The organism is Cupriavidus sp. IDO (genome assembly GCF_000812465.1).
Taxonomy (GTDB): domain Bacteria; phylum Pseudomonadota; class Gammaproteobacteria; order Burkholderiales; family Burkholderiaceae; genus Cupriavidus.
The window spans coordinates 20386-37356 of sequence record NZ_JWMA01000006.1 but is presented as its reverse complement, the minus strand read 5'-3'; the positions used below and the strand labels follow the sequence as shown (position 1 = coordinate 37356).

The window sequence follows — 16971 nt, the reverse complement described above, 5'->3', positions numbered from 1 at the left end:
GGTTCACCTGACTAGGATGTAGACGATGGATACATTTGTTGGTCTGATAGGGGGTTGACGGAGAACAGGCGATGCAGCCCAAGGGAGGAGAGATGAAACAGGAACTAAAGCGCGCATGCGCACTCGCGTTGTCGGCCACGCTGGTGCTGCCGTGCGCCGCGGTGCATGGCAGCGAGGCGACGGCAAAACAGACGGGGCTTGCCCCGACCCGGGCCAGTTCCCAGCCAGTCGGCATCGTGCACAAGACGCTGGAGCTGCGCGCCAGCTATGAGGATTTCACGCGCAGCTTCGAAGCCATCCTCGGCAGGTACGATCCGGCGGGGACGGCCTCCCTTGCCAGCGACCCCCGTGCGGCAGAGGCAAACATCGCGCGCATGGAGGGCGAACAAGGACTGATGATCTTCGCAGTGCAGAACCATGGCGCGCTGTTTGCCCTGGTCGGCTCGCACAGGAAAGCCAGGCGCTATCACGTGGGAAACCCGAGGATTGCACTGCAGATGACCAGCCTCGATATCCGCGCCGGCCTCTATGCACCGCTTTCGGTGCTGGTCTATGAATCGGAACCCGGCGTGGTGAAGGTCGACTTCGACCAGCCTTCCACGCTGTTCGGCCAGTTTGGCAACCCGGGTGTCACTGCCATCGCGCTCGAACTCGATCGAAAGCTGGAAAACGTGATCGAGCGGGCCAGATCGCTGGCGGCTTCGCAGTAAGCCTTGCAAGGGAGCACGGCAGGCGACGGGGCTGCCTGGGACGCCTACACTGAAATGGAGTCCTAAGTCGCGGGGAGTGCTTCATGAGTGGCTCATGCGGGTCCACACCTGATCTTCCCGCCCCGGAGCAACCGGGTCCTGAAGACGGCGGCCCTGCGCGCCCGGCATCCGGGCACCACGCCATCGAACGCATTGCGAGCGCTTACAATGTGCCGAAGGAAGTCGTTCAATGGGAATTCTGGAACGCGTGGGATGCACTTTTGGCCGACGCGAAATGTGCCGACTATCTTCTGGTCCTGACCGAGAAACGCGTCATCGCGGCAATTCGACGAAGAGCACGGCCACCGGCCCCGGCCGGCTGACCCGTTGTTCGCGCTGCGAGTGATGCTTCCGGGACGGCCCGTAGCCAGTTGTTTGCAACAGCAGTGACCCTGGAAGCCTATGTCAAAGACGATCAAGAAGCGTTACCTGAAAGCTCTCAACCGGCGCCTGAAGAAGGAGTCGGCAGGCAAGTTCGATACGGTTTTTGTCTTCTATCCGCCCGGCTCGAAGCCAAAGAAAGCCACAGGGGTGACGGCAAGCGGCCCCGCCAACGAGCAGGTTCTCGCAGTCATGGAGGCTGTGCAGGCTCGCGTTTTGGCCAAGTTCGAGGCTTCTGCGAAGCCTGGATGAATGAGGCTGGGAACCGGCGTCGATTCCGCTGCGGGTCAGGCGCTGAGCAAGGAAACCAGAAAGATCACCGAGGCAAGAAGACTCAGCACGCTCCGGATGGCGTGTAGCCTGCCCCAGGTTTTCAGCAGTGTGCGAGTTTCCGCAGAGGCCAGGTCGCGTCCGTCTGCAAGGAGACGCCTGTTGGTGGGCATGATGACGAGGAACGTGACTGGCACGACCAGCCCGATCAGGCATGCGCCTGCCAGCCAGATGACGCCTTCGCCCAGGAGCCAGGTCAATATCCCGGCAATGCAACTGAGAACAGCCAGCGGCGCCTGCATCGCGGTAGCCCGCTTATAGCTTGGCGCCCAAACGGTGGCTGCCGTTTTTGTGTCGCACCCCATGCGCGCCGGATGCTCGACGAGATTGATATAGACGGCCGCACCCGTAAACACACAGCAGCACCAGGTGGCCAGGAACTGAGCAAACTGAAGCATTCCACGCCTCCTTGAGGATATGGCACTCGTTGAAAACCGGGACCACGGTCTCGCTGCGTCAGCAATTCACCGCCGTGTTCGCGATTTCTCCCGCTGCCTACCGCAAACAGTTCCGGCGGTCGTAGGCGCTCAGGCGCCGCCCAGCAGGTCGTGCGCGTCGAGGATCGCGTAGGCGATTTCGGGGTTCTTTTCCATGCTGCGGCGGATGGCGGCGGGGATTGCCTGCTTGGTCTTGCGGCACAGACCCGGCTGGTCCTCCAGTTGGATGTTGATGCCGCGCGTGGTGCGCACACCGTGGATGCTCGGCGTAATGGTCAGGACGATGCCCAGCAGCGCGTGCATGCGCTCTTCCATGCGCTTCAGGTCGGAAAGGCTCGACAGGTTTTCCAGGCGGTCGACGAGTTTCTTTTCCTCCTCCCGGGTGAGCTGCAGGATCCGGATATCCGCGTTCGGATCGCCCAGCAGCACCTCGCGGCGGCAGGTGCAGGCGCCTGGCGGACACTCCGTGCGGATCGGGAAGGGGGCGTTCATGTCGTGGTCGAGGCGGTGCCCGCCTCATGCCGGGAATTAGCCGGATATCTTAATTCAGGATGGCCGGCACCAGTGTTTGCATGCGGCCCTGCACGGTGGCGCAATTCGTTCTATGCTCCCGCCAGCGGTGGCAAGCCGCCACATCGCCAGGCTGTAGCAGAAAACGATAACCAGACAAGACATGCAAGGAGCCCCCATGGCACTTTCGATGTACGAAGTATCGATCCCGGCATTCATCCGGGCCCTCGGCAACCTGTCCGCCATTCTCGAAAAAGGCGCGGCGCACGCGAAGGCGCAGGGCATGGATCCGTCGGACCTGATCCAGACGCGGCTGGTGTCCGACATGGATCCGCTGCCGGCACAGGTGCAGCGTGCGAGCGACGCTGCCAAGGGATGCGCCGCACGGCTGGCGGGGGTCGCGGTGCCGTCGTTCGCCGACAACGAGTCGACCTTCCCCGAACTGCAGGAGCGGATCGCGAAGACCATCGCCTTCCTCGAGACCATTACGCCCGCTCAGCTGGAAGGCAGCGACAAGCGCGTCGTCGAGCTGAAGCTACGCCAGGGGCCGATCACCTTCGACGGCAAGTCGTACCTGATCAACTTCGCGCTGCCGAACTTCTATTTCCACGTGACGACCGCCTACGACATCCTGCGCCACAAGGGCGTGCAGATCGGCAAGCGCGACTATCTCGGCCAGTAATGAAAGATGCTTCCCGCCGGCGTGTTCAGTCCCACGCTGGCGCGAAGCCCGGGTTGGCCAGGCGCTCGCCGCGTTCCAGCCCGGAGCGGTGGATGGCAGCGAAGTGCATATCCAGACACGCCTGAGCGCTTCCAGTGGCGAGGCGCTGCGCCAGCTGGCGCTGGCCGGGCAGGGCATCGCCTGCTTCCTGGATTTCCCGGCTGCGAACCTGTCCGGTAGCGATGATTAGCCGCGGAAGCGGCGTCATCTAAGCGAAAACCCTGACCCCTCTGGTATACTTCGGGCACGTCCGGATCGGCCGGACGCAGCCTGCGAGAGGCCACGACAGGCCACCCGGATCACCGGGCCGAGACTGTCCCGCGCGCCGCCCGCGACGCCGCCAGATCGAAGCGCGATTGCAGCGCGAACCGGATTCACGCGTCGCCCATCTGTCCCACAGCACACTGGCCAGCCATGGCCGCTGACCACGACTTAATTCGACTACAGGTCGCAAGAGACCGCAAAGCATGACTTACGCCGTCAAGGAAATCTTCTATACGTTGCAGGGCGAAGGCGCCAATGCCGGCCGCGCCGCGGTGTTTTGCCGCTTTGCCGGCTGCAATTTGTGGAGCGGACGGGAGGAAGACCGTGCCAGCGCCGTCTGCCAGTTCTGCGACACCGATTTCGTCGGCACCGATGGCACGCGCGGCGGCAAGTATCGCAGCGCCGAAGAGCTGGCCGCCGTGGTGGCGTCCGAATGGCCGCAAGGCACGGGCGGCAAGCCGCTGGTGGTCTGCACGGGCGGCGAGCCGCTGCTGCAGCTGGATGCAGCGCTGATCGACGCGCTCCACGCGCAGGGCTTCGAGATCGCCATCGAAACCAACGGCACGATCGCGGTGCCCGAAGGTATCGACTGGGTTTGCGTCAGCCCCAAGATGGGGTCGGAGCTGGTCGTGACGCGCGGCGACGAGCTGAAGGTCGTGATTCCGCAGGACGGGCAGGACTTCGCTGCATACGAGCGGCTTGATTTCCGCTATTACCTCGTGCAGCCCATGGACGGCCCGCTGGCACGGCAAAATACCGCCGCCGCGGTCGATTTCTGCCAGCGGCATCCGCGTTGGCGCCTGTCGCTGCAGACCCACAAGCTGCTGGGCATTCGCTGAGCGGCGCCGCGAACCCGACCAAAACGTACACAATAGAGGCTGCGGACGTCGTCGCGATGTCCGGCCCAACGCAGGCGGCCAGCATCGGCGCCGGTACCCATGAGCAAACAAGTTTCCATTACCCGCCGGCTGGAGTTCGACTCCGGCCACCGTATCCCCAATCACTGCGGGCAATGCCGCAATATCCATGGCCACCGCTATCGGCTGGACCTGACGCTGTCGGGCGAGGTCCTGCACCGCGAAGGCGCGTCGGATGACGGCATGATCCTGGATTTCGGCGATATCAAGACGCTGGCCAACGAACACCTGGTCAGCAAGTGGGACCACGCCTTCCTGATCTATCGCGGCGATACCGCGCTGCTGAACTTCCTGCAATCGATGGAAGGGCACAAGACCGTGGTGCTGGATGCCATCCCGACGGTCGAAAACCTGGCCCAGGTTGCCTTCGACATCCTGGCGCCGGTGTTCAAGGACTGCTTCGGCCACCACCTGCAGCTGACCAGGCTGGTGCTGTTCGAAACGCCCAACTGCTGGGCCGAGGTCAGCGCCCCGGCCGTGCTGCCGGCCCAGGACTGAGCGAGGGCGATGCCAGACACGCCGCCGCTGCCCCTGCGCGCACCGCGCGCGCTGCCGGACGATCCGGCCGAAGCCGCCGCCCGCGATGCGCACTACATACGCGCCGCGCTGGAAGAAGCACGCCTGGCTGAGGCAGCGGGCGAAGTGCCGGTCGGCGCCGTGGTCGTATGGAACGACACCATCATCGCGCGCGGCCACAACCTGCCGATCCGTTCGGTCGATCCTTCCGCCCACGCTGAAATGCAGGCGCTGCGCGCCGCTGCGCAGGTGATCGGCAACTACCGGATGCCGGAGTGCGAGCTGTACGTGACGCTCGAACCGTGCGCGATGTGCAGCGGCGCCATCCTGCACGCGCGCCTGCGCCACGTGGTGTTCGGCGCCTCGGACCCCAAGACCGGCGCCGCGGGCGGCGTGGTCAACCTGTTCGAGCAGGCCCAGCTCAACCACCAGACCACCATCACCGGTGGCGTGCTCGCGGATGAATGCGGGCAGATGCTGAAGGATTTCTTTGGCGCCCGGCGCCGCGCGCAGAAGGCTGCGCAGCAGGCCGCGCGCGTGCTATCCAACCCCGCCAACCCCGACGAAGATACCGACGCATGAGTACGCCGAACAGCGCGCACAGCACCGCACCGCATACCGAAGTCCGACTGATCGCTTCGTCCGGTTATCCGCACGACGTCGCCATCGCGGCGCGCGGATGTGCCTGGCTCAAGCATCACGGCTACCACATGACCAACCCCGACGTGCTGGCGCGCCGTTACCTGCGCTTTGGCGGCACCGACGCCGAACGGCTGGCCGACCTGAACGCCATCGGCACCGGCGCACCGGGCGAACTGACGCTCGCGGTGCGCGGCGGCTATGGCATTGCGCGCCTGCTGGAGGGCCTCGACTTTGCGCGGATCGCCGAACAGGCCCGCGCCAGCGGCACGCCGATCGTTGGCCACAGCGATTTCACCGCGTTCCAGCTTGCGTACCTGGCGGCGAGCGGTGGCGTGACCTTTGCCGGCCCGATGCTGCTGGCGGATTTTGGCGCCGATGTCGTCGACCCGTTCATGTGGGAACACTTCGAAGGCGTGCTGCGCGATCCGGCTTATACGGTCACGGTACCGTCGCCGCAGTCGGGCGGACAGCCGTTCTCGGGGGCGGTGCAGGGCACGCTGTGGGGCGGCAACCTTGCCATGCTGTGCAGCCTGCTTGGCACCCCGTTCATGCCGGAAGTGGAGGGCGGCATCCTGTTCCTGGAGGACATCAACGAGCCGCCGTACCGCATCGAGCGCATGCTCGTGCAACTGCTGCAGGCCGGAGTGCTGGGTGCGCAACACGCCCTCCTGCTGGGCGACTTCTCCAATTACCGGGTCACCGACTACGACAATGGCTACGACATGGAATCCGTGGTGGCCTACCTGCGCGAGCGCCTGCCCGTGCCTGTGCTGACCGGACTGCCATTCGGGCATTGCGCCCGCAAGCTGACGCTGCCCGTCGGCGGCCAGGCGAAGCTCAGCGCACGTGCCGACGGTTTCGAGCTGGCGCTTTCGGATTACCCCACGCTGCCTTCGCTGGCCTGAGGCGCAGGTGCCATCTCGCTGTTGCCATCCGGTCGCCCAAATGGCGTCCGGATGGTAAAATGATCGGTTATTCCCCAATTTACTGCCGGGTTCCCAGATGAACCGGGCGCGGCCAGCGCCACGATTGCCGCTTTTGCTGATTGCGGCAACCTGCAGCGCGCCATGCCGCGGCCCCATGCCGGCAAACCAAGGCGCATCGACGCGACCGCGTGGTCGGGTTGGCGCCACATCCACACAAGGTTCCAGACGTGCTTTCTACCGCAAACATCACCATGCAGTTCGGCCCCAAGCCGTTGTTCGAGAATATCTCGGTCAAGTTCGGCGAGGGCAACCGCTACGGCCTGATCGGCGCGAACGGCTGCGGCAAGTCCACCTTCATGAAGATCCTGGGCAGCGATCTCGAGCCGTCGTCGGGCAATGTGATGCTGGAGCCGGGCGTGCGCCTGGGCAAGCTGCGCCAGGACCAGTTCGCCTATGAAGACATGCGCGTCCTGGACGTGGTGATGATGGGCCATACCGAGATGTGGGCCGCCGCGCAGGAGCGCGACGCGATCTACGCCAACCCGGAAGCCACCGACGAAGACTATATGAAGGCCGCCGAGCTGGAGGCCAAGTACGCCGAGTACGACGGCTACACCGCCGAGGCGCGCGCCGGCGAACTGCTGCTGGGCGTGGGCATCCCCACCAGCCAGCACCAGGGCACGATGAGCGATGTCGCGCCGGGCTGGAAGCTGCGCGTGCTGCTGGCGCAGGCACTGTTCTCGAATCCGGACGTGCTGCTGCTCGACGAACCGACCAACAACCTGGACATCAACACGATCCGCTGGCTGGAAACCGTGCTCAACGAGCGCAACTCCACCATGATCATCATTTCCCACGATCGCCACTTCCTTAACTCGGTCTGCACCCACATGGCCGACATGGACTACGGCACGCTCAAGGTCTACCCGGGCAACTACGACGACTACATGGAAGCGTCGATGCAGGCCCGCGAGCGCCAGGTGGCCGCCAACGCGCGCGCCAAGGAGCGCATCAGCGAGCTGCAGGACTTCGTGCGCCGCTTCTCGGCCAACAAGTCCAAGGCCCGCCAGGCGACCTCGCGCGCCAAGCAGATCGAGAAGATCAAGGTCGAGGACATCAAGCCGTCGTCGCGCCAGAATCCGTTCGTCCGCTTCGAGTTCGAGAAGAAGCTGCACAACCTGGCGGTGGAGGCCGAAGGCGTCACCAAGACCTACGACCGCAAGATCATCGACAACATGACGCTGTCGATCCAGGCCGGCGAGCGCGTGGCGATCATCGGCGAGAACGGCGCGGGCAAGACCACGCTGCTGCGCAGCCTGCTCGACGGTTCGGTCCAGACCGGCGTGCAACGCGGCGTGGAGGTGGACCGCGGCACCATCAAGTGGGCCGAAAACGCCAACGTGGGCTACATGCCGCAGGATACCTACGAGGAATTCCCGGAGGATCGCGACGTGATGGACTGGATGAGCCAGTGGACGCAGGCCGGCGATGACGAGACCTCGCTGCGCGGCACGCTGGGCCGGCTGCTGTTCTCGGCCGACGACATCCGGAAGTCGGTCAAGGTGCTGTCCGGCGGCGAGAAGGGCCGCATGATCTGGGGCAAGCTGATGCTGGGCCGCCACAACGTGCTGGCCATGGACGAGCCGACCAACCACATGGACATGGAATCCATCGAATCGCTGCAGATCGCGCTGGACAAGTTCCAGGGCACGCTGATCTTCGTTTCGCACGACCGCGAGCTAATCAACGGGCTGGCCACGCGCGTCATTGAAGTACGCACCGATGGGACGCTGACTGACTACCTCGGCACGTATGACGAGTACCTGCAGTCGCAGGGCATCGACGGCTGATTGCCGGAGACTGTTGCAAGACAAGGACGGCCGCTTGAAGCGGCCGTTTTCATTGGACCGACGGCATCTGCGCTCAGCCGTTCTCGCCTATCTCCAGGCTATTCACGATCTGGTCCAGCTGCTCGGTGATGGCGCGTGCCGTGATATCGCCCTTGGCCTTGAGCAGCGCGGCGTGAAGCGGATCGCGCAAGGCGATCAGGGCGGGCAGGTCGGTGGCCTTTTCGACCTTTACCTGCATGACATATCCGCGCAGGCCGAGGTGCTGGCTGATGATGTCGGTATAGAAGTGATAAAGCCGCTGGAAGGCCTGGATCTCTTCAGCGGAGTGCGTGGGTTCCTCCTGGTCGGCCCGGTCGGCATTGCCGGCAGTCTGCGCAGCTCCCGGCTGCGGCGCCTCCACGCGACGCATGGAGTACAGCGAGAACAGGTTGCTGTCTTCCCCGGCGGATGGCCCTCGGTTGCTGTCTTTGGGGGCCGCACGTGGCGGCTGCGCCGCTTGCGTGGCCTGCGTCTCGGGCAGCACGTCGATAAGCTGCTGTTCCAGCAGGATGTCAAAGGCCTCCGCCCCTACGCCCATGCCGCCAACTTGCGCCAGCAGTTCCTTCTCGCGCCGTTCCCCGTTCACGATCAGCAGCAACGCGCGCAGCTTGTGGTCCAGCTTGCGTGCACGGCTCTTGATCTCATCATGCCCCGCGTCCGTCTTCCGGTAGATCGGGTTGACCATGTCTCGCTCCCTTGTTATGTGTCGGCCGCCTTTGCGAGATACCCGTTGGGCTGCGCGGCCGATTATCGCCACTTCTTGCCTTGAGCGTTCGACAGCGCAAAAAAGCGTGCCCGGAATCCGCTCTACAATGTGTGTGCACCATAAAAGTAACAAAATTTGCAAACCGCCGATTGACCAATCTGACAACTGTGGCCATGCAACAACGAGACAAACTATTCATCAACGGCAAGTGGGTCAGCCCGCACGGTACCGGGCTGATCGACGTTATCCACTCCAGCACTGAAGTGGTCATGGGCCGCATTCCCGAAGGCCATGCACGCGACGCCGAGGACGCCATCCAGGCCGCCCGCGCCGCCTTCGAGGGCTGGGCTGCAACGCCGGCGGCCGTGCGTGCCGGCTATATCGCAAAGATTGCGGAGGGCCTGAAGGCCCGTAGCGAAGAGCTGGCCCAGCTGATCGCTGGCGAAGTCGGCATGCCGATCAAGCTGGCGCGTGCCATCCAGGTCGGCGGCCCGGTCTATAACTGGGGCCAGGCGGCCAAGCTGGTCGAGAGCTATTCCTTCGAGGAAGAAGTCGGCAACTCGCTGGTCGTGCGCGAACCGGTGGGCGTGGTGGCCGCGATCACGCCGTGGAACTACCCGCTGAATCAGATCACGCTGAAGGTTGCGCCGGCGCTGGCGGCGGGTTGCACGGTGGTGCTCAAGCCATCGGAAGTCGCGCCGCTGAATGCCTTTGTGCTGGCGGAAGTGATCGAAGCCGCGGGCCTGCCGCCCGGCGTGTTCAACCTCGTGACCGGCTACGGCCCGGTGGTGGGCGAAGTGCTGGCCAGCCATCCGGAGGTGGACATGGTGTCGTTCACCGGCTCAACCCGCGCCGGCAAGCGCGTGTCGGAACTGGCGTCGCAGACGGTGAAGCGCGTGGCGCTGGAACTGGGCGGCAAGTCAGCCTCGGTGATCCTTGACGACGCCGACCTGCCGGCGGCCGTGAAGGGCACCATCAGCGCGTGCTTCCTGAACTCCGGCCAGACCTGCTCGGCCCATACCCGCATGCTGGTGCCGCGCGCCCGCTATGACGAAGTGAAGGCCATCGCGCAGAAGGTGGTGGAAGGCTTCACGGTCGGCGATCCGCTGCAGGAAACCACCCGGCTGGGCCCGCTGATCTCGGCGGTGCAGAAGGACCGCGTCACGAGTTATATCCGGCGCGGCCTGGAAGAGGGCGCCGAGCTGGTGGCGGGCGGTCCGGAAACGCCGGCCGGGCTCGACAAGGGCTTCTTCGTCAAGCCGACCGTACTGGGCAATGTGGAGCCGCGCGCGACCGTGGCGCAGGAAGAGATCTTCGGCCCGGTGCTTACGATCATCTGCTACGACACCGAAGATGACGCCGTGCGCATTGCCAATGACAGCATCTATGGGCTGGGCGGCGGCGTGTGGTCGGGTGACGAGTCGCGCGCGATCCGCGTGGCGCGCCGCATCCGCACGGGGCAGGTCGATATCAACGGCGGCCCGTTCAATATGCAGGCGCCGTTCGGCGGCTACAAGCAGTCCGGCAACGGGCGCGAGGCAGGCAAGTACGGCCTGGAGGAATTCCTCGAGTACAAGTCGCTGCAATTGAAGAAGCCGGCTGCCTGAGGCCGGCCCCCGCGAGCTATCTCGGCGGATAAAAAAAACGCCAACCCGTTATGGGTTGGCGTTTTGCCTGGGGGTTTTACCGGTATCAGAACTGGTTCATGGTGTTGTCTTTACCCGCCGCTTTCAGGGCCGCTTCGCCGCTGAAATACTCCTTGTGATCGTCGCCGATGTCCGAGCCGGACATGTTCTGGTGCTTAACGCAGGCGATGCCCTGGCGGATTTCCTTGCGCTGCACGCCAGCCACATAACCGAGCATGCCCTGGTCGCCGAAGTATTCCTTGGCCAGGTTGTCGGTCGACAGTGCGGCGGTGTGGTAGGTCGGCAGCGTAATCAGGTGGTGGAAGATACCTGCTTCGCGCGACGCGTCGGCCTGGAAGGTCCGGATCTTTTCGTCGGCGAGCTTCGCCAGTTCGGTCTGATCGTATTCCACGCTCATCAGCTGGGTGCGCTCGTATGCCGATACATCCTTGCCCGCGGCCTTCATCGCGTCATACGCCTGCTGGCGGAAATTCAGGGTCCAGTTGAACGACGGGCTGTTGTTGTAGACCAGCTTGGCGTTCGGGATGACCTTGCGAATCTCGCTGACCATGCCGCCGATCTGGGCGATATGCGGCTTTTCGGTTTCGATCCACAGCAGGTCAGCGCCGTTTTGCAGTGCGGTGACGCAATCCAGTACGCAGCGCGCTTCGCCCGTGCCGGCGCGGAACTGGAACAGGTTGCTGGGCAGGCGCTTGGGACGCAGCAGCTTGCCGTCGCGCTTGATGATGACGTCACCATTGCCCAGTTGGTCGGCCGACAATTCCTCGCAATCGAGGAAGGAATTGTACTGGTCGCCCAGGTCGCCCGGCGTGGTGGTCACGGCGATTTGCTTGGTCAGGCCAGCACCCAGCGAGTCGGTACGGGCCACGATGACGCCGTCGTCCACACCCAGTTCCAGGAAGGCGTAGCGGATGGCGCGGATCTTGGCCAGGAAGTCCTCGTGCGGCACGGTGACCTTGCCATCCTGGTGGCCGCACTGCTTCTCGTCGGACACCTGGTTTTCGATCTGAATGCAGCATGCGCCCGCTTCGATGAACTGCTTGGCCAGCAGGTACGTTGCTTCGGCGTTGCCGAAACCCGCATCGATGTCAGCGATGATGGGCACTACGTGAGTGACGTGGTTGTCGATCTTTGCCTGGATGGCGGCCTTGGCAGGCCCTGTGGCAGCGTCCAGCTCGCGGAACAGGCCGCCCAGTTCACGGGCGTCGGCCTGGCGCAGGAAGGTGTACAGCTCGCGGATCAGCGCGCTGACGGAGGTTTTCTCGTGCATCGACTGGTCCGGCAGCGGGCCGAACTCTGAGCGCAGCGCGGCCACCATCCAGCCGGACAGGTACAGGTAGCGGCGGTCGGTGCTGTTGAAGTGCTTCTTGATGGAGATCATCTTCTGCTGGCCGATGAAGCCGTGCCAGCAACCCAGCGACTGGGTGTACTTGGACGAGTCGGCATCGTAGGCGGCCATGTCGGCGCGCATGATCTTGGCGGTGTATTTGGCGATGTCCAGGCCCGTTTTGAACTTGTTCTGGGCACGCATGCGGGCAGCATACTCGGGGTTGATGGCATTCCATGCGCTGCCGTGGTTCTCTTTCAAACCTGCAACTGCCTTGATGTCGTCTTGATACTGGGCCATGGGAATTTCCTAAGAAGAAAGCGCGTTTGAAGAAATGGTCGCGTGTGCCGCTACGGATGTCGAAGCAAGCAGCGTGGACTCATTGTATGGCGCTTTTGACCCGTTACGGCTATGTCTTATATAAGACATAAGAGTTGGTTTATCCTTATTTTTCAATAAGATAGACGACAAATTTTGCGATGTGGAATGAGTTTTTACGAAACGAAAACACAGCGCTGGGGAAACTCGGCGTGAATTCCGCAATGTGAAAAGCCCTTTCAGGTGCCGGAGGCAGAGGCACGCAAGGATGGTCGAGCAACGATAGCTGGGGGGATTTTGCAGAGGTATGTCGAACGAACTGGGCGGACTCGGCCGTCAGCCCTTCTACCCTCAAGGAATCACGCAGATCGGCGATGAACCATTGTTTGCGCTCATAATGCGCGCAAACAAAACGGGAGAAGGGCATGCGCTGGTTCCGACGACTAGCCAGGGTGGTGTTGCTGCTGGGTTTGCTGGCCGTGGCGGGCGCCGTGGGCGGATTTGCCTGGTATCGGCAGGCCTCGCAGCCTGACACCGCCGGCACTCTGAAGCTGCCTGGCCTGCGCGACAGGGTCACGATCGTGCGCGATGCCAATGCCGTGCCGCACATCCGCGCGGGGAGCAAGCTCGACGCCTGGTACGCACTCGGCTTTGTCCACGCGCAGGACCGGCTCTGGCAGATGCAGATGAACAAGCGCGTCGTGGCCGGCCGGCTTGCAGAAATCCTCGGCCCCAGTGCGCTCGATACCGACAAGTTCCTGCGTACGCTGGGCGTCCGCAGGAATGCCGAAGCCATCCTCGCCCAGAGTTCGCCGGAAACCCGCGCCGCGCTGCAAGCCTATGCGGACGGCGTGAACGCCTATATCGACAGCCGCAAGGAGCCGCTGCCGCCAGAATTCCTGATCCTGCGCACCCGCCCTGAACACTGGGAGCCGGCCGACACGCTCGGCTGGCAGACCATGATGGCCTGGGACCTCGGGGCCAACTGGACGCAGGAAACACTGCGCATGAGCCTGTCGCAGGTGCTGCCGGTGGCGCGCATCAACGAACTGCTGGCGCCATATCCGGGCGAGCGCCCGGTGCGCACCATGGACTATGGCAATCTGTACCGGCACCTGGCGCCGCTGGCGACCGCGATGGCCAGCATCCAGCAGAAGGCGCCGGCCAGCTATGTCGAGGGCATGGGCTCGAACAACTGGGTGGTGTCCGGCGCCCATACGCAATCGGGCAAGCCGATGCTGGCCAACGATCCGCACCTGGGTCTGCAGGCCCCGGCACTGTGGTATTTCGCCCGGCTGCAGGCGCCCGGACTGGACGTGACCGGGGCGACGCTGCCCGGCGCGCCGATAGTCGTGCTCGGCCACAACCAGCGCATTGCGTGGGGCCTCACCAACACCGCGCCGGATGTGCAGGACCTGTATATCGAACGGCTGCAACCGGGCAATGGCGACAGCTACCAGACGCCCGACGGCTGGGCGCCCTTCGTTACGCGCACGGAGACCATCCACGTCAAGGGCGCACCCGATGTCGCGCTGAACGTCCGCGCCACGCGTCACGGGCCGGTGATTTCGGATGTGGCCGAGCCGGTCGCGGCTGCGGCGGCACCGTTCGGCGCGCAGTACGTCGTCGCCTTCCAGTGGACCGCGCTGCGCGCGGACGACCGCACTTTCCAGGCCGGCCTGAAGATGAACGTGGCCAGCGACTGGGCCACATTCACCGAGGCGCTGCGTGACTTCCACGCGCCGCAGCAGAACATCGTCTATGCCGATGTCGACGGCAATATCGGCTTCATTGCGCCGGGCCGCGTGCCGCTGCGCCGGGCCGACAACGATCTCAAGGGGCTTGCGCCCGCGCCGGGCTGGGATGCGCGCTACGACTGGACCGGCTTCATCCCGTTCGATCAGCTGCCGCGCAGCTATAACCCGCCGGACGGCATCATCGCGACCGCCAACCAGCGCATCGTCGGCCCTGACTATCCGTACTTCATCACCAGCGAATGGACGGTGCCGTACCGCTACCAGCGCATCAGCGCGCTGCTGGCGGCCACGCCGCGCCACACGCTGGACAGCTTCGGCGCCATCCAGAAAGACGTGGTCTCGCTGGCCGTGCGTGACGCCTTGCCGCCGCTGCTGGCCGCGCCGGTCAGCAGGGACGCGTCCCGCCCCGAACGCGAGCGCGCCCTGTTCGAGGCACTGCGCAAGTGGGACGGCACCATGGACGCCGACCGCACCGAGCCGCTGGTGGTCACGGCGTGGCTGCGCGCGCTGTCGCGGCGGCTGTTCGAGGACAAGGTCGGCGATGCGCTGTTCGCCCGCATGTGGGAGCAGCGCAATGTCCAGCAGCCGATGCTGAACATCCTGCGCGACCAGCGCGGACTGGGCAGGTTCTGGTGCGACAAGTCGACCACGCCTGAGACGGAGACCTGCAGCGATGCCATTGGCGATGCCTGGGAAAGTGCCATCGCGGACCTCGACCGCCGCTATGGCAGCAAGCCGGAACACTGGCGCTGGGGCGAGGCGCACACCGCGCGCTCGGAACACAAGCCGTTTGGCAAGGTGCAGTACCTGGCAAGCCTCTTCAACCTGCGCGTGCCGACCGGCGGTGACACATATACAGTCAATGTTGGCCGGCACAACCTGCGCGACGAGAAAGCACCGTTCGAAAGCACGCATGCAGCGAGCGTGCGCGCCCTCTACGATTTGTCCGACCTGGACGGGTCCCGCTTCATGGATTCGACCGGGCAGTCCGGCAACGCGCTCTCGCCGCACTATCGTGACTGGACCGGCAAATGGGCGGCCGTACAGTACTTCACCATCCCGCACGGGCGCCGCACGCCGGGGCAGGAAGCGTTCGAAACGCTGGTGCTTGCACCTGCCGGCGCCGCAAAGTGAATCGCATCACGCTGTGATACAGCACCGGCGAACAGGGTTTTCACGGCATTACGGGATTGACGCTAACATGGTGGCCCTCCGGACCTGACAGGAGCGCCTGATGGCCACCCGCACCACCCATGTCATCCAGCACGTCGCCTTTGAACACGGTGGCGTGATCGCCGAAGCCCTGCGCGCACGCGGGCACACGCTGAAGGTCTTCCAGGCCGGCGTGGACGACCTGCAACCGGTTGCAGAGAATCCGCCCGATCTGCTGCTGGTGCTGGGCGGCCCGATCGGCGTCTACGAGACCGACGCCTATCCATGGCTCGAAGCTGAAATCGCCCTGATCCGGCGGCGGCTGGCGGCAGGCGGGAAGATGATCGGGGTTTGCCTCGGGGCGCAGCTGATTGCCCGCGCGGCGGGAGCGCGCGTCTATCCGGGCACGCGCGAGATCGGCTGGGCGCCCATCACGCCGACCGAGGCCGGACAGCAGTCCGCACTGGCGGAACTGGGCGGCGCGGGCTGGGAAGTCCTGCACTGGCACGGCGATACATTCGACCTGCCGCCGGGCGCGCAATTGCTGGCCTCGACGGCGGCCGTGCCGCACCAGGCCTACGCCATCGGCAAGCAGGTGCTGGCCCTGCAGTTTCATCCCGAAGTGATGCCGCGCGATATCGAAGCCTGGCTGATCGGCCATACGGTCGAGCTTGCCAAGGCCGGCATCGACCCGCGCACGATTCGCGCGCGCACCGCGGAAGTCGGCGCCACCGTTGCGGCGGCGGGCCAACGGATGTTCGCGCGCTGGCTGGACGAGGCCGGGCTATGACAACTGCAGCTTGGCCGCAGCCGGTCATGATCGGTGCGGTCCTGACGGGCCAGGTCCGGCCGTTCGGCCCGAAAGGCCTGCCCAGCGGGATCGGCAAATTGCCGGTGGCTGGCCCGGTCCGCGTCACGACGCTGGGCCTTGCCGGAGACGGGCAGGGCGATCCCAAACACCACGGCGGCCCGGAAAAGGCCCTGCATCACTACGCCTACGACTACTACGGCGCCTGGCGTGATGAGCTGTCAGGGGAATCCGGGGAAGCGGCAAAGGTCCTGGCTCGGCCCGGCGCGTTTGGCGAGAATCTGAGCACAACCGGGCTGACCGAGGCCGATATCTGCATTGGCGACCGCTTCCGGCTTGGCACTGCGCTGGTCGAGGTTTCGCAGGCACGCCAGCCGTGCTGGAAGCTCAATCACCGCTTCGGTCACGGCGGCATGTCGCGTGCCGTGCAGCACAGCCTGCGCACGGGCTGGTACTACCGTGTGGTGGAGGAGGGCGAGGTCAGCGCGGGTGGCACGCTGCAACTCGTGGAGCGGGCATGTCCCGGCTGGACGCTGCAACGACTATTGCGCGTGCTTTACGTCGATCGCCTGGACTACGCGGCGCTGGCAGAGATGGCCGGACTCGTACCGCTGGCAGAGAACTGGCGCAAGCTCGCCCGCGAGCGCGTGGCAAAACGCGAAGTCGAAGACATGGAACGGCGGCTCGCAGGAGGCTGAGCCTTCAGCCCTCGCGAAAGCGACGCGCCGAGCCTTCGCGCGTAATGCGCTCCCACACGGCCTGTTTTTCTTCGTCGCTGAAGAACACCCAGTTGCTGACTTCGGCCGCAGTCCGGCCGCAGCCCTGGCAGATTTCGTCGAACAGCGTGGAGCAGATGCCGATGCAGGGGCTGTCCGGACGGTCGGACAGGCCGGTCTCCGCTGCGCTGGTGACGCTTTCGGCACAGGTCGGAGCGGAATCGGGTGCGCTGGACGGCAAGGACGGCATCTGGATCGG

20 protein-coding genes are annotated in these 16971 nt (G+C 64.6%); 13 read left to right on the top strand and 7 right to left on the bottom strand.

Annotated features, from left to right (window positions below):
- Positions 1-92: 92 nt before the first annotated feature.
- From RM96_RS36210 to RM96_RS02005, 3 genes are all read left to right on the top strand, one after another.
- On the top strand, positions 93-710 hold the full coding sequence (locus tag RM96_RS36210) for a DUF302 domain-containing protein (RefSeq protein ID WP_052279264.1): 618 nt from the start codon (positions 93-95) through the stop codon (positions 708-710).
- A gap of 83 nt (positions 711-793) precedes the next feature.
- A complete protein-coding gene (locus tag RM96_RS36660; protein WP_082016386.1) occupies positions 794-1072 on the top strand; it encodes a DUF3562 domain-containing protein in 279 nt (92 codons plus the stop codon).
- Positions 1073-1151: 79 nt separating this feature from the next.
- Complete coding sequence (locus RM96_RS02005) at positions 1152-1382, top strand: hypothetical protein (protein WP_039007130.1); 231 nt, start codon at positions 1152-1154, stop codon at positions 1380-1382.
- A 35-nt stretch (positions 1383-1417) separates the two neighbouring features.
- On the opposite strand, the gene RM96_RS02000 is transcribed toward RM96_RS02005, so the two are convergent.
- A complete protein-coding gene (locus RM96_RS02000; RefSeq protein WP_052279263.1) occupies positions 1418-1858 on the bottom strand; it encodes a DUF1772 domain-containing protein in 441 nt (146 codons plus the stop codon).
- A gap of 129 nt (positions 1859-1987) precedes the next feature.
- Positions 1988-2389, bottom strand: coding sequence for a hypothetical protein (locus RM96_RS01995; protein WP_039007129.1), 402 nt, complete (start codon positions 2387-2389; stop codon positions 1988-1990).
- A gap of 196 nt (positions 2390-2585) precedes the next feature.
- Here RM96_RS01995 and RM96_RS01990 point away from each other — a divergent pair, with 196 nt between their 5' ends.
- A complete protein-coding gene (locus tag RM96_RS01990; protein ID WP_039007128.1) occupies positions 2586-3089 on the top strand; it encodes a DUF1993 domain-containing protein in 504 nt (167 codons plus the stop codon).
- 25 nt (positions 3090-3114) lie between these two features.
- Here RM96_RS01990 and RM96_RS39215 read toward each other — a convergent pair whose 3' ends face one another.
- Positions 3115-3336, bottom strand: coding sequence for a hypothetical protein (locus tag RM96_RS39215; RefSeq protein ID WP_193752372.1), 222 nt, complete (start codon positions 3334-3336; stop codon positions 3115-3117).
- A gap of 259 nt (positions 3337-3595) precedes the next feature.
- Here RM96_RS39215 and queE point away from each other — a divergent pair, with 259 nt between their 5' ends.
- From queE to RM96_RS01965, 5 genes are all read left to right on the top strand, one after another.
- The gene (gene queE / locus RM96_RS01985) at positions 3596-4231 is read left to right on the top strand and encodes a 7-carboxy-7-deazaguanine synthase (protein ID WP_039007126.1); all 636 of its coding nucleotides are present in this window, start codon (positions 3596-3598) and stop codon (positions 4229-4231) included.
- Between the two features lie 99 nt (positions 4232-4330).
- Entirely contained in the window at positions 4331-4807 is a 477-nt protein-coding gene (locus RM96_RS01980) for a 6-pyruvoyl trahydropterin synthase family protein (protein ID WP_039007124.1), read from the top strand.
- Between the two features lie 9 nt (positions 4808-4816).
- Positions 4817-5407, top strand: a complete 591-nt coding sequence (gene tadA, locus RM96_RS01975) for a tRNA adenosine(34) deaminase TadA (RefSeq protein WP_082016385.1) — start codon at positions 4817-4819, stop codon at positions 5405-5407.
- Complete coding sequence (gene ldcA / locus RM96_RS01970; RefSeq protein ID WP_039007122.1) at positions 5404-6372, top strand: muramoyltetrapeptide carboxypeptidase; 969 nt, start codon at positions 5404-5406, stop codon at positions 6370-6372. Before tadA ends, ldcA begins: the two co-directional genes overlap by 4 nt.
- A gap of 248 nt (positions 6373-6620) precedes the next feature.
- A complete protein-coding gene (locus tag RM96_RS01965) occupies positions 6621-8243 on the top strand; it encodes an ABC-F family ATPase (RefSeq protein WP_039007119.1) in 1623 nt (540 codons plus the stop codon).
- 73 nt (positions 8244-8316) lie between these two features.
- Here RM96_RS01965 and RM96_RS01960 read toward each other — a convergent pair whose 3' ends face one another.
- Positions 8317-8967, bottom strand: coding sequence for a hypothetical protein (locus RM96_RS01960; protein WP_039007116.1), 651 nt, complete (start codon positions 8965-8967; stop codon positions 8317-8319).
- Positions 8968-9161: 194 nt separating this feature from the next.
- Between RM96_RS01960 and RM96_RS01955 the strand changes: the two genes are divergently transcribed.
- Positions 9162-10595, top strand: a complete 1434-nt coding sequence (locus tag RM96_RS01955; protein WP_039007370.1) for an aldehyde dehydrogenase family protein — start codon at positions 9162-9164, stop codon at positions 10593-10595.
- A gap of 85 nt (positions 10596-10680) precedes the next feature.
- Here the strand turns inward: RM96_RS01955 and RM96_RS01950 are convergent, their stop codons facing one another.
- Positions 10681-12261: an isocitrate lyase gene (locus RM96_RS01950; RefSeq protein WP_039007114.1), complete on the bottom strand. Its 1581-nt coding sequence runs from the start codon at positions 12259-12261 to the stop codon at positions 10681-10683.
- A 145-nt stretch (positions 12262-12406) separates the two neighbouring features.
- A complete protein-coding gene (locus RM96_RS38365; RefSeq protein ID WP_152624021.1) occupies positions 12407-12706 on the bottom strand; it encodes a hypothetical protein in 300 nt (99 codons plus the stop codon).
- Between RM96_RS38365 and RM96_RS01945 the strand changes: the two genes are divergently transcribed.
- The 3 genes from RM96_RS01945 (at position 12705) to RM96_RS01935 (ending at position 16694) form a co-directional block, all read left to right on the top strand.
- A complete protein-coding gene (locus tag RM96_RS01945) occupies positions 12705-15170 on the top strand; it encodes a penicillin acylase family protein (RefSeq protein WP_039007111.1) in 2466 nt (821 codons plus the stop codon). The two genes, RM96_RS38365 and RM96_RS01945, sit on opposite strands and share 2 nt — an antisense overlap.
- 100 nt (positions 15171-15270) lie before the next feature.
- A complete protein-coding gene (locus RM96_RS01940; protein ID WP_039007109.1) occupies positions 15271-15978 on the top strand; it encodes a glutamine amidotransferase in 708 nt (235 codons plus the stop codon).
- Positions 15975-16694, top strand: a complete 720-nt coding sequence (locus tag RM96_RS01935; RefSeq protein ID WP_039007107.1) for an MOSC domain-containing protein — start codon at positions 15975-15977, stop codon at positions 16692-16694. Before RM96_RS01940 ends, RM96_RS01935 begins: the two co-directional genes overlap by 4 nt.
- Before the next feature lie 4 nt (positions 16695-16698).
- Here the strand turns inward: RM96_RS01935 and RM96_RS01930 are convergent, their stop codons facing one another.
- Complete coding sequence (locus tag RM96_RS01930) at positions 16699-16884, bottom strand: DUF1289 domain-containing protein (protein WP_052279279.1); 186 nt, start codon at positions 16882-16884, stop codon at positions 16699-16701.
- Positions 16885-16971: the final 87 nt, after the last annotated feature.